Below are 12,210 nucleotides of genomic sequence, written 5' to 3'. Positions count from 1 at the left end.
AATTGAAGCCTAAGCCGTGGCCAGTCGCGCGACCAACCCGGCCATTTCATAAACGGTGGCTTGCTGATCCAGCGAGAGCGCCCGCGCGCTGATCGCCAGCGCCCTGGCGCCGTCATAGGCATCAAGCGCGATCTTCAGCGAATCGCCCTGTCGCGTTGCGCTGGCCTCGGCAATGAAGCTCGGCACACGATCAAGAAAGGCTTCATAGCGTGGCTGGGCGGCTTTTAGCGACAGCGCCTTGGCAAGCTTGGTTCGCTGCGCATTGGAATGATCGCCATTGGCGGCGATCGTCGTCATCACGCTATCAAGCGCGGCCATATCAAGCCCGGCATAGCCCAGCGCGCGCCCTGGCGATCCGTCGCCAGCGCGGACCAGCGCGGCAATTTCGGCAGAATTGGCTTGTGGCAGGGCCGCCTGCAAAACCGTCGTCATCGCTTCATCGTCAAGCGGATTGAAGCGCAATCGGCGACAGCGTGAGCGGATCGTCGGCAATAACCGGCCGGGCGAATGGCTGATCAGCAGGAAGATCGTCCCCGCCGGCGGTTCTTCGAGATTCTTGAGCAAGGCGTTGGACGCGCCAGGGCGTTCAAGGTCATCAACCGAATCGATCAGCACCACGCGGCGCGGCGACATTGACGGGGTCGTCGCGAACAAGGGCTGGAGCGCTCGAACCTGCGCAATCGGGATCGATCGCGCCAGATCCTGCCCGGGCTTGTCCGGGTCCTTCGCCATCCGCACCAATTCGCGGTAATCAGGATGCGAGCCAGCGGCGATAAGCGCGCGGGTGCGGTCATCGTCGGGCACGTCGAAGCCAGGCGGCAGCACGCCCGGCCGAGCGGCTTCCGCCAGCAGGCGCAGCGCCGCCGCGCGGGCAAAGCTGGCCTTGCCGACCCCTTGTGGCCCCGTGAACAGCCAGGCGTGATGCAGCGATCCGCTCGCCATCGCAGAGAGAAAGGCCTCATGCGCGTCTGCGTTGCCAATGGGCAGCGTCATGGCAGCAAGTCGGCAAGCTGGGCATGGATCGCCGCTGCCACAATATCGGCGCTGGCGGAGGCGTCGACCAACCGGCAGCGATCGGGCTCCTGCGCGGCAAAGCGGCGAAAGGCGGCGGCGACATCGGCATGAAAGTCATTGCCGCGCGCTGCAAATCGATCAGCGGCGGCACCGTCGCGGCGGGCGGCGCGGGCGCGGCCTTCTTCGATCGAGACTTCCAGGATCAGCGTGCGGTCGGGCAGCATGCCGCGCGATCCAAAGCCGTGCAGTGCCATCACCGCTGCGTCATCAATCCCGCCAGCGACGCCTTGATAGGCGCGGCTGCTGTCAATGAAGCGATCACAAATCACCCATTGGCCAGCGCCGATCGCCGGACGGATCAGCTTTTCGACATGATCGGCCCGCGCTGCTGCGAACAACAGCGCTTCGCTGTGCGCGCTCCAGCGATTGACCCCGCCCTGCATCAGCAAGGTGCGGATCGCCTCTGCTCCTTCAGTGCCGCCGGGTTCGCGCGTGACGAGCGCGTGGATGCCCCGCGCGGCGAGCAGTTCCGCCAATCGCGCCACTTGGGTCGACTTGCCGGCGCCCTCGCCGCCTTCAAGCGAAATGAAACGGCCCGGGGTGGTCGCTGCGTTCACATCCCGAACAGCGAGAAGAAACCAGCCCAAGCGCGGCCGAAAAAGCCGGCTTCGGCGACATCGTTTTCCGCAACCAGCGGCAGATGCTGCGGGGCCATGCCGGGCGATTTAACCACCAGATCCGCAATATGCTGGCCCTTTTTGAACGGCGCCTTGATCGGCCCTTCATACACGACGCTGAGTTGCAGTTCGGGCACCGCGCCGCCTGGCAGCGTCGCGGTCAGGTCACGCGGGGCGACGAGATTAACACGGCTGGCTGCCCCGCCCTGCACCTCGGCAGTTTCGACAACCCGCCCTGCCTTGACGATCGGCTTGGCCTGCCACGCGCGAAAGCCCCAATCCATGAAGCGCACCGATTCCTCGATCCGCTGGTTGAAACTCGTCAATCCGGCCATCACCATCACGAGGCGGCGGCCATTCTGCTCCGCCGATCCGGTAAAGCCATAGCCTGCTTCCTCGGTATGGCCGGTCTTCAGGCCGTCCGCCCCGGCGACACGTCCCAGCAGCGGATCGCGATTGGCCTGGGTGATGGCAGCACCCGATCCCATCGTCTTGCCCCAGGTGAAATTGGGTTTGGAGTAAAACTCCTTGTAGAGCTTGGGAAATTTCTGGATCGTCGCGGTTGCAAGCTTGGCCAGATCGCGGGCAGTGACATAGGTGACGCCGCCGTCCGGCCAGCCATTCGACGTGCCGAAATGGCTGTTGGTAAGGCCGAGCTTCTTCGCCTGTTCGTTCATCCGTGACACAAACGCCTCTTCGGTCCCGGAAATGCCCTCTGCGAGCACGACGCACGCGTCATTGCCCGACAAGGTGATGATCCCGTAGAGCAGATTGGCGACGCTGACATCTTCATTGACCGACAGGAACATCGTCGATCCAGCGGCCGGCCCATGCCATTTCTTCCAGGTTTCGGGGCGCACGGTGAAGGTCTGGTTGAGCTTCAATTCGCCGCGGCTGATCATGTCGAACGCGACATAGACGGTCATGATCTTGGCCAGCGATGCAGGCGGCATCCGGCGATCAGCGTCCTTGGCATAAAGAATCGCGCCGCTCGACAAGTCCTGCAGATACGCGACGGGGGCAGGCGTGCTGAACGGGGGCTGCGCGGCGAAGACAGGGGTCGCGATCAGCGACGCGGCGAGCAACAGGGCGACGGCAAATTTCTTCATTGGGGTGGTAATGTCCATCAGCTGGAGGAGATTATTCGTGAATGATGCGGGCATCGCCAAACCCACGCTGCACGGCGTCGGCACGCGCGCGATCCGCACTGGCCTGATCGGGAAAGGGCCCGAGCCGAACGCGGTAGAGCCCGCCCCCGGCCATCACTGATCCGGCAAGGCTGTTCGCCAGATCGGATGCGCGCTGGCCGTTGGAAAGAGCGGCGACTTGAACAAAAAAACCGGTGCCTTGGCGGCTGGTGGCTGGTCTTACCGATGGAGCCGCCGCACGGCCCGGGACCGGATAACCGGCACCTGCCCCCAAATTAACGGCAGCATTGGACGCCCTGGGCGGGCGCGGCATCGCGGTGGAAACACTCCGTGGCGGTGCGGGTAAGCGTTTGCGCAGCGCTGCCAATAACACGGCCGGCGCATCGATCCGCGCGCTCGCCGGGCGCCCGTCGCGCAGCGCTTGCTGATCAGCGCCCAGCGGGTTGACCCGCCTGACCCGCACGCCAAGCGCCGCCGCCTCTGGCCGACCCAGCAATTGCAGCGCGCCGGGGGAGAGCGCGATGATCCGGTCTGGCGTTGCGAGGCCTTGCTCGGCAATCACCACCAGGATGGTCTTGCCGCTGTCGATTGCGGTAACCTCTGCAAAGCTGCCAATCGGCAGGGTGGGATGCGCCGCACTGATCGCGCCCGGATTAGCGCCGCCATCATATGGCACTGCATAGCCGATCGCGTCATAGCGTTCGGCGCCAAGCACGGCCTGGGATGTGCCCCGTGGCCCTTCGCCCGCCGGCGGCATGTCGGCCACCTGCGCTGGCGCGGCAGACGCTGCGCCAAAGAGCCCCGTGCTTAGCAGCAATGCGGCGATGCCGCTCTTAATGGTCAACCGCATCGGCCAGCAATCCCACAGACAGCGCATAAAAATTCGAGCAGTTATAATCGAGGATCACCCGGTAATTGCCGGTCAGCAGAAAGCCGCCCTTGCCGGGGCCATCGGGTTCCAGCAGCGTGGCCTGCACTTGATCGCCAGGCCATGGCTTGTCGAGCGGCACCAGGCCCATGGACCGCCATTCGGCCATTGATTTCCATCCGCTATGCCGATCAAACACTCGGCCACAGCGCGGCGAACGCACGCGATTGAGTGCCCGTGAGCGATCAAAGCTTGATGGCACGGCCACGGCGAGCCCCCAGGGCTGGCCAGGTCGCCACCCCGCATCGACAAAATAATTGGCGATCGATGCCAGCGTATCCGCCTCGTTCGTCCAGATATCAGCGCGGCCATCGCCATCGCCGTCCCGCGCAACGCGCATATAGACCGACGGCAGAAATTGCGGGTTGCCGGTTGCCCCGGCCCAGCTGCCCTTCAGCTGTTCGCGCGGCACGCCGCGATCAATCATCTTGAGCGTTGCAATAAATTCGTTCGAGAAAAGCTCGCGCCGCCGCCCTTCATAAGCGAGCGAGGCAAGCGCGCGGGGCAGATCGAAATTGCCGGTAATCGCCCCATAATTGGTTTCATGGCCCCAAATGGCGACCATGATCGATTCGGGGACGCCCGTTTCGCGTTCAATCGCGGCGAGGCGTGGGCGCTGCGCGAGATAGGCCTGGCGCCCCCGGTCGATCCGTGACTGATCGACATGACGCGCTCGATAGGGCGCGAAATCGGGGATCGGCGCATTGGGATCGGCGCCCGGCTGCGCGCGATCCAGTTCAACGACGCGCGGATTATAGGTGAGCGTCGGCAGCACAGCGTCGAGCGTTGCCCGGCTGACGCCGCGCGATTCGGCCTGCGCCGCGAGCGTTTGCAGATAGGCCTGAAAACCCGATTCATCCTGCGCGGTTGCGGTCGTGCCCAGCGCAGCACCAGCCATCACGACAGCAATACCGGTCAAGAGACGCCTGAAGATCATTGCTCTGTTCGCCATCCCTTAGCGTTTGCCACAGCCTCACCGCGACATGAACCCCTAGCAGCAACCCCCTTGCACAAAAGTTCATAGCCGACATATGCGTGCAGCGTGCGGACAGGTGGCCGAGTGGTTTAAGGCAGCGGTCTTGAAAACCGCCGTGGGTGCAAGCTCACCGTGGGTTCGAATCCCACCCTGTCCGCCAAAATTTTGTCCGAGCGCGGTGAAACCGCCAATGGCACCGAGATAAGCACTGCCGAGCGGGAGGATTCAGCAATGGATTCGTTTGATACGATGTTGTCAGGCGGCCATCCCAATTCGCTCGGCCGCACGATAGAGGTCGTGCAAGCTGTGTTTGCCGATCCATCTCGGCTCGATGAACTATTCGAATGCTATAAGAGCGATGATCCCGTCGTTCGTTTGCGCACGTCAAACGCGCTTAAACGCATAGAAGCCGAGCGCCATGACTGGATCGTGCCGTTGCTTGATCGGCTGATTGATGCGGTCGGCGCGCTGGATCAGGCTTCAGCGCAATGGACATTGGCGCAACTTTTTCTGCGCCTTACATCTGACATGTCACCGGCGCAGTATCGCGGCGCGACGAAAATATTGAAGCGCAACCTAGAGCAACATGACGATTGGATCGTGCTCAACGCGACGATGGAGACGCTCTTTCAATGGTCACAGACCGACGATGAGCTAGGATTGTGGCTGAAACCTCATCTTGATCGTATCGTCAAAGACCCGCGCAAATCAGTCGCAGGAAGAGCAAAAAAGCTTTTGGCTTGCTATCCGGATCGGACTTCGGCCCCATAACTCGTCGCCGCAATCGCACAGCAATGTCGTTGCGCCGTCGGTTATGAAAGTGTCCAGCGGTACTATTCCCAAACGCAAATCACTGCCCCCGCGGGGCAATCGCGGCATCAGGAAAAGGGTTTCCAGCACCTGGCCTTCACCTCGGCGTGGGAATCGCAGGCCACGCGGGTCATCGTTGCATCATTTTTCAGCTGGACCATCCAGTCGCCAGAGCCTTCGCAACGGACATTCCAATAGGCTAAACCGTCGCGGCTGCCCAGATAGAATGATTTCTTGACCGCTGTGCACGCCTCGCCCGATCGGGCGATCATCTTGCTGAACCGCGCGGCACGGACATCGCTGGCCAGCGCGGGGAAGTTTTCGGCAAAGCTGTTGCGCGTTGAGATTGGCGCGACCGGTGGTGGCTGCGGGGGAGGATCACGGGTCGGCAGGCTGTCGATCAAGGAGGCAAGGCTAACCGCCACGACGGTGCCAAGGCCAAGAATCATCGCGATTCGGTGAAAGCCGAAGATTGAAAAACTATGGCCGCAGACCCGACAGACCGTCGTCTGATCCGATACATTGTCACGGCATTTTGGACAGCGTTTCATCAGCGCACGCCCGCCTAACTATTGCGGCGGGTGGTTTGATCGAGTTCGATCAGGGCGTTGAACGCTTCTTCCTCAAGCGGCGTCTGGAATTGGCAGCCAGCGGCGAAATCGTCTGACCAGATGATGGAGGCCGCAACCTGCCCGAGCTGCGGCAAGGTCAGCCAGATCATCGATCCGACGCGTAACGTTGAATATGTCTGCAACTTTGCGCCGAAAACCGACAGGTCGACGACCCGGCACAAGGTGCGGTCAAGTCCGCCCCGCCCGATCCGCGCGTCGAGAGACACCGGCGCACGTGGCGTGCGACGGCGTCCATTCGTCTCCGCGGGTTCGAATTCGGCAGTGAACATCAGCGATCCTCATCATCCAGATGAGCAAAGCCTAACCGTTCAGGGCTAACGCGGCGTTAACACGCCCGCCAGCTTACTTCTTGCCGAGCGACAGGCCACCAAAGCGCTTGTTGAAGCGCGCGACCTGACCACCAGCATCCAGCAGCCGCGAATTGCCGCCGGTCCAGGCCGGATGTGCAAGCGGATCGATTTCCAGCGTCATCAGATCGCCTTCTTTGCCCCAGGTGGAGCGGGTCTGATAGCTGGTGCCGTCAGTCATCTGGACGGTGATGAAATGATAATCGGGATGGGTATCTTTTTTCACGGGTATCGGGCCTTTGTCTGTGGCTGGTTACCGACCAGCCGGACGTTTGAAGGGCGCGCGCCTAGCATGGACGGGGCCGACCTGCAATGGACGTTGCGCTAATCGCCTATGGCACAAGGCCAACTAGCGTCGCGCTGTCCTCCCACAAGGCGGCACAGGCAGCATCGTCGCGCGCGAGCGTCGATGGCGTGCGGACGACCGGCCGCCGCCGCGTCATTGACCAATATAGACCACGGCCACCAGCAAAGCCCGAATCCTTTGCCAGAGCCGCCAATGCCCGTCCGGACGCTTTAGCCGTGCTGACATTCTCTCCACGCACCACGATTGGCAGGATCCGGCGGAACAGCCAGCGGATCATTGGCCCATAATCGCGTGCCAGCCCGGTGCCGGGGACAAAGCCCGGGTCGAACGCCAGCACGGTCAGATCGGGTCGGTCACCGCTCCGCCGGGGCAGCTCACGGATCGTCATCAGATTGCAGAGCTTGGAGGTCGAATAAGCGCGCCTGCCTGCCAAGCCGGGGCTTGGGTCTGCTGCTGGGTCGCGATCGGGGAAGGCAAGCCATTCAGCCTTGGCGTGGCGCGGTGGCGGGATGCCAGTGCTGCGGTCGGGATCATGCGTACCACTAGACGTCAGGATGATCCGACCGTTCTTGGCGATATGCGGCAGCAACCGACGCACCAAGAGATAATGGGCGAGATGGTTGACGGCAAAGCAGCGCTCGAACCCCTGCGCACTGCGCTGCGGCGAGACGATTTGAATGCCGGCATTGCCGATCACTGCGTCGATCGGCCCCAGCGCGGCTACATCACTGGCAAATTGGGTGACGCTGTCGAGATTGTCGAGATCCAACGGCAATGCCGTCACGCGACCGATCAGCGCTGCCGGAAGGCTCTCCGGCCGCCTTGCGCCGATGACGAGTGAGACGCCCGGTATGATGATCAGCGCATTTGCAGCCTCCAGCCCGATGCCGCTGGTGGCGCCTGTCATCACAATCCGCATTGCTCGCTCCTGAGTTGGTTAACCAACCAATATCAGCGCGTGGCTCAATCCACAAGCAAATCCAGCCTCATGCGCAATTGCCTAGAGCAAGCGGGGTTCCTGCACCCACATAATCGCCGCTTCTTCCAGTATCTCCGCGGCGGCGGTGATCGGGAATTGCGGATTGTTGATCCACGCCAGCATGATCCCATCGAATGCCGCCTTGAGCGTGGCCGCGAGCGCGCGATCCCGCGTTGTCGCCTCAGTTTCGCCACGCGAAGCGGCAAAGACCAGAGCGACCTCTTCCACCGCCGCCGCGTTGATCGCCTCGATGGATTCGACCAGCGCATGTTGCGTCATCGCCCGCGCGGCCAGCGCCAGCCGCACTTTGAAGAAATCGCGATCGGGCTCGACCGCCTCCCGCGCGGCAGCGAAAAACGCTTCAATCTGTTGGTGTTGCGGGGTTGCTTCCCGTCGCGTCCGATTGCGCTGAAGATAAGCGTCGAGCCCATGCCGCAGTGCCGCCTCGAGCATCTCTTCCTTGCGCGTGAAGTGATAATGGACCAGCCCGGTCGTCACCCCGGCTTCGGCCGCAATCACCTTAACGCTTGCCGCCTCCAGCCCCTCGCGCGCAACCACCCGAAAGGCAGCATCGATCAGCCGGTCGCGCGTTGATGGCATCGGGTCTTTGGAGAGCGTTGGTGTTACCACCCGGTCGGTTTTCCCTCATTCTGCTTGTCGAGCCAGGCCTTTAATGGGGCGAAATAATCGACCATGGCCTGCCCGGACATTTCACGGCTGCCGGTAAAGGCCTGGAGTGCATCGGGCCACGGCTTGGATTGGCCGAGTTCGAGCATGGCATTCAGCCGCGCACCGACTTCTTTATTCCCGAAGAATGAGCAGCGGTGCAGCGGTCCAGTCCACCCAGCCTGTTTGCAGGCCGTGGCGTAGAATTGGAACTGCAGCAACCGCGCGAGGAAGTATCGGGTATAGGGCACGCTGGCCGGCACATGATATTTCGCGCCAGGATCGAACCGAGTGTCGTCGCGGTCGACCGGCGGCACGATGCCCTGATATTGCAGGCGCATGGCATTCCAGGCCGCTTCATAGCCTGTCGGCTTGATCACGCCCGAAAAAACACCCCAGCGCCAGCGATCGATCAGCAAACCGAAGGGCAGGAACGCCACCTTGTCCATTGCCTGCTTCAACAACAGGCCAATGTCCTTATCCTCGCTTGGGACCTTTTCCTTGGCGAGCAGGCCGATATCGACGAGATATTGCGGCGTGATCGACAGCGCGACGAAATCGCCGATCGCCTCATGGAACCCATCATTGGCCCCATTTTTGTAGAGGAACGGCTGCGCCTTATAGGCGCGCTGATAATAATTATGCCCCAATTCGTGATGGATGGTGACGAAATCATCGCCATTCACCTTGGTGCACATCTTGATGCGGATATCGTCGAGATTGTCGAGATCCCAGGCCGAGGCATGGCAGATCACGTCGCGGTCGGCCGGCTTGGTAATCTGCGAGCGGGCCCAGAAGGTGTCGGGCAGCGGCGCAAAACCGAGCGAGGAATAGAACCCCTCCCCCGCCTTGACCATTTTCAGCGGATCATAGCCCTTTTCCTTGAGCAGATCGCCGGTATCAAAGCCCAGGTCACCTGCCCCCTTGGGCGCGACGATGTCATAGATATTGCCCCATTCCTGCGCCCACATATTGCCCAGCAAATCGGCGCGGATCGGTCCAGTCTTGGGTTGCACCGCATCGCCATATTTCGCGTTGAGCTTGGCGCGGGTATAAGCGTGGAGCGCGCGGTAGAGCGGCTCAACCTCGCGCCATAATTTATCAGTCAGCGCGGCGAATTCCTTGGGGCTCATGTCATAGCCCGAGCGCCACATCGCGCCGACATCCGGATAGCCAAGTTCGGTCGCGCCCTGGTTGGCGATCACCACGCTGCGGGCATAATCGTCATGCATTTGCGCGCCGACATTGTCGTGCCAGCTGACCCACATTTCCTTTGTTTTGGCGGGATCGCGCATCGTGCCCATCGCCGCTTCGATATCGCTGCCGTTGATCGGCTTGCCATCAAGCGTGCCCTTGCCCTTGCCATATTGTGAGGACATCCGCGTGACGATCGTCGCCAGTTCATCGGCGGCACCCGGCTTGGTCGGGGCTGGCAGCGTGATCGTGCCGCGCAGCAGATCGAGCTTGCGGATTGTATCGGGCGAGAGGTCCGCCACCTTCTGGAACCGGGCTGCTTCAAGCGCGAGCTTGACCGCGAGTTCGGTGCCCTCGGCCCCGGACTTGGCGGCGAGCGCATCGGTATCGTCGGTGATATAGGTGGCGTTCACCCATTGGATGCGGCTGGCGTCGATCGAATATTCAGCCAGCTGCTTTTCGGCAGCAGCCACAAAGGCATCGGCGTCTGCAGCAGTGAGCGCCACCGTCTTGGTCGCAGCTTCAGCGGCGGGCTTCTTATCCTTGGCGGTTGCCGGGCTGGAGAGCAGCGCGATCGTCAGCGCGATGGCCGACAACGAAACCGATGCGGGGAGGCGGTTCATGGGCATTCCTCTGCTTTTCATTTTAATGGGCCTACAGGACCAGACTGCGCCAATAGGGTCAACCCGCCAAAAAGCGCGCAATTGCCTCACCCAGTTCGGGTTTCACCACCGCGCTCATATGATTGCCGGGCACCTCGACATAACTGGCCTGTGGCAGCGCCCTAGCCAGTGCCTCGGCCGATCCATTGTCGAAATCATCCTTGCCTGACAGCACCAGCACGGGCTGGGTAATGGCAGCCAAATCGGCATCGGTCATGTTGACGAAGGTATCGAGTATATGGATCAACGCCTTGGGGTCGCCATCGCTGGACTTTAAGAAGGCCCTGGCCAACCATTCCGCAGACCCGCTGGCAAAGGCGCCGGGATGGGTGAGAACATGGCGGAAAAAGTCGATGCGCTTTCCGGTCTGCGTGAGCCCCTCATAACCCATGCCAGAAAAAATCACGCGGCGGGGTTTCGCGCCCAGCACCAGCATCCGCCCCGTCGTCCGCCCGCCAAGCGAATAGCCGCCGAGATCATAATCGCTGAGCCCCAGATGCTCGACCAACGCCAGACCGTCTTTTGCCAGCACGTCGAGCGGATAGGCGGACGCCTCGTGCGGCTTGGCGCTGTCGCCATGCGCACGCAGATCGGGCATGATCACGCGAAAGCCGCGCGCGACAATCGCGGCGGCATGGCCGTATTTGATCCAGTTGGTGTTGGCGTCCGAGAACAGCCCATGCAGCAGAAGCAGCGGCCGCCCCTCCCCGATCTCCCGCCAGACAAGATCGGCACCGTCGAACCCAGCAAAGTGGTGGATGGTCGGGTCTGTCATGCCATCAGCTTCATGAACGCGGCGGGGGGCGCATTTTCCTCGAAGCTCGGCACAGCGGGGTCGATCGTCAGCCAGGGCTGTTTGCGCTTGGTCCAGATGTGCATCAGCGGGCTGAGCGTCTCGGCAGCGTCAAGCGTCCCCGCGCGTACTACCGCCATTGCCGGCCACACCGTGTTGGTGTTCCACAGCCGCGTATGGCAGACGCTGCAGACATGCTGGGTCGAAACACCTCCGCTTGGCCTTTCTGCGGCATATTCCACTATTGGTCCGGCGGCGGTGATGGCATCGCTGCGGATCATCGCCTGTTCGGTAAAGGCGCTGCCCGACCAGGTCTGGCAATGCTGGCAATGACAGGCATAGACTGGGGGCATCGTATCAACCGCCAGCGTGTAACGGCACGCGCCACAGCGGCAGCCGCCTCCAATATGCTCCGTTATCATTCCAGTAGCTCCACTTGACGATGATACTGCGACAAGCTGACAACTGTCACGAATTTGTGGTCAGCGGTGAGCAATTTACCCCCGGTTTGCAGCGCAAGCGCCAAATACAAACAATCGTACAGCGCGTGCGATAGCTCGACCGAAAGCTCGATCGCCGACGCTAATAGCGGCGCAGTGGGCGCAAGGTCGGGCATGATCAATGGCAGCGCCGCAAATGCCTCCCGGGCCGTTTCAATCGGCAGCCCCGCGTAGCGCACCTTTTTGGCAAGGGCACTGGCGATTTCTGCTTGGATCCAATCTGGCGCAGTCCGTTCCTGCGCTCGACTGACTCGATCGATCGCGATCGTCGATCCCCCTTCACGCGTCAGCAATTTCATCACGACGCTTGCATCGACGATGAGCATTACTGTGCGTCGCGGTCCTCGCGGATCAGCGCCGTGCTATCGATCAATGCCGCGCTATCCGGTGTCAGTGCATGCAGGTGCGATACCAGCGACCGAAGCTGTTCGGGCGACAATCGCTGCTTGGGCCGACCGCGTTCGATCACATCGCGAAGCTCCGCCTCAAGCGATCGCCCATTGTCGCGCGCCGCCCGCTTGTACGCGGCAACGGTTTCATCTGCCAGATTACGGACAAGAACCTGCTTCATCGCAGC

16 protein-coding genes and 1 tRNA gene are annotated in these 12,210 nt (G+C 61.8%); 2 read left to right on the top strand and 15 right to left on the bottom strand.

Features of this window, described 5'->3' with window-relative positions:
• Positions 1-9: 9 nt before the first annotated feature.
• From B7Y43_RS01610 to B7Y43_RS01590, 5 genes are read right to left on the bottom strand one after another with little or no spacing between them, the layout of a single operon-like run.
• Entirely contained in the window at positions 10-993 is a 984-nt protein-coding gene (locus B7Y43_RS01610; RefSeq protein WP_374129867.1) for an AAA family ATPase, read from the bottom strand.
• Entirely contained in the window at positions 990-1,631 is a 642-nt protein-coding gene (gene tmk / locus B7Y43_RS01605; RefSeq protein ID WP_374129866.1) for a dTMP kinase, read from the bottom strand. The genes B7Y43_RS01610 and tmk overlap by 4 nt, the downstream gene beginning before the upstream one ends.
• Positions 1,628-2,800, bottom strand: a complete 1,173-nt coding sequence (locus tag B7Y43_RS01600) for a D-alanyl-D-alanine carboxypeptidase family protein (RefSeq protein WP_374130178.1) — start codon at positions 2,798-2,800, stop codon at positions 1,628-1,630. Before B7Y43_RS01600 ends, tmk begins: the two co-directional genes overlap by 4 nt.
• Before the next feature lie 31 nt (positions 2,801-2,831).
• Positions 2,832-3,689 carry an SPOR domain-containing protein gene (locus B7Y43_RS01595; protein WP_374129865.1) on the bottom strand — a complete coding sequence of 286 codons (858 nt, stop codon included), beginning with the start codon at positions 3,687-3,689 and terminating at the stop codon, positions 2,832-2,834.
• Positions 3,673-4,665: a lytic transglycosylase domain-containing protein gene (locus B7Y43_RS01590; RefSeq protein ID WP_374130177.1), complete on the bottom strand. Its 993-nt coding sequence runs from the start codon at positions 4,663-4,665 to the stop codon at positions 3,673-3,675. Before B7Y43_RS01590 ends, B7Y43_RS01595 begins: the two co-directional genes overlap by 17 nt.
• 148 nt (positions 4,666-4,813) lie before the next feature.
• On the opposite strand from B7Y43_RS01590, the gene B7Y43_RS01585 reads away from it, so the two are divergent.
• Positions 4,814-4,903: transfer RNA gene (locus tag B7Y43_RS01585), tRNA-Ser, on the top strand.
• A 71-nt stretch (positions 4,904-4,974) separates the two neighbouring features.
• A complete protein-coding gene (locus B7Y43_RS01580) occupies positions 4,975-5,514 on the top strand; it encodes a hypothetical protein (RefSeq protein WP_374129864.1) in 540 nt (179 codons plus the stop codon).
• A gap of 107 nt (positions 5,515-5,621) precedes the next feature.
• Here the strand turns inward: B7Y43_RS01580 and B7Y43_RS01575 are convergent, their stop codons facing one another.
• The 10 genes from B7Y43_RS01575 to B7Y43_RS01530 form a co-directional block, all read right to left on the bottom strand.
• Positions 5,622-6,104: a hypothetical protein gene (locus tag B7Y43_RS01575; protein ID WP_374129863.1), complete on the bottom strand. Its 483-nt coding sequence runs from the start codon at positions 6,102-6,104 to the stop codon at positions 5,622-5,624.
• Positions 6,105-6,118: 14 nt separating this feature from the next.
• Complete coding sequence (locus tag B7Y43_RS01570) at positions 6,119-6,454, bottom strand: PilZ domain-containing protein (protein WP_374129862.1); 336 nt, start codon at positions 6,452-6,454, stop codon at positions 6,119-6,121.
• 73 nt (positions 6,455-6,527) lie between these two features.
• The gene (rpmE, locus tag B7Y43_RS01565; protein ID WP_374129861.1) at positions 6,528-6,758 is read right to left on the bottom strand and encodes a 50S ribosomal protein L31; all 231 of its coding nucleotides are present in this window, start codon (positions 6,756-6,758) and stop codon (positions 6,528-6,530) included.
• Between the two features lie 106 nt (positions 6,759-6,864).
• A complete protein-coding gene (locus B7Y43_RS01560; RefSeq protein ID WP_374129860.1) occupies positions 6,865-7,758 on the bottom strand; it encodes an SDR family NAD(P)-dependent oxidoreductase in 894 nt (297 codons plus the stop codon).
• A gap of 81 nt (positions 7,759-7,839) precedes the next feature.
• Positions 7,840-8,418, bottom strand: a complete 579-nt coding sequence (locus B7Y43_RS01555; protein ID WP_374129859.1) for a TetR/AcrR family transcriptional regulator — start codon at positions 8,416-8,418, stop codon at positions 7,840-7,842.
• Positions 8,419-8,441: 23 nt separating this feature from the next.
• Entirely contained in the window at positions 8,442-10,301 is a 1,860-nt protein-coding gene (locus B7Y43_RS01550) for a M2 family metallopeptidase (protein WP_374129858.1), read from the bottom strand.
• A gap of 58 nt (positions 10,302-10,359) precedes the next feature.
• The gene (locus B7Y43_RS01545) at positions 10,360-11,115 is read right to left on the bottom strand and encodes an alpha/beta fold hydrolase (RefSeq protein WP_374129857.1); all 756 of its coding nucleotides are present in this window, start codon (positions 11,113-11,115) and stop codon (positions 10,360-10,362) included.
• Positions 11,112-11,555, bottom strand: coding sequence for a GFA family protein (locus tag B7Y43_RS01540; protein ID WP_374129856.1), 444 nt, complete (start codon positions 11,553-11,555; stop codon positions 11,112-11,114). Before B7Y43_RS01540 ends, B7Y43_RS01545 begins: the two co-directional genes overlap by 4 nt.
• Positions 11,552-11,959, bottom strand: coding sequence for a type II toxin-antitoxin system VapC family toxin (locus B7Y43_RS01535; RefSeq protein WP_374129855.1), 408 nt, complete (start codon positions 11,957-11,959; stop codon positions 11,552-11,554). The genes B7Y43_RS01540 and B7Y43_RS01535 overlap by 4 nt, the downstream gene beginning before the upstream one ends.
• The gene (locus B7Y43_RS01530; protein WP_374129854.1) at positions 11,959-12,204 is read right to left on the bottom strand and encodes a hypothetical protein; all 246 of its coding nucleotides are present in this window, start codon (positions 12,202-12,204) and stop codon (positions 11,959-11,961) included. Before B7Y43_RS01530 ends, B7Y43_RS01535 begins: the two co-directional genes overlap by 1 nt.
• Positions 12,205-12,210: the final 6 nt, after the last annotated feature.

It is taken from the genome of Sphingomonas sp. 28-62-20 (genome assembly GCF_002281505.1).
Note: the sequence above shows the minus strand (reverse complement) of the source record. Positions and strands in the feature narration are given on the sequence as shown.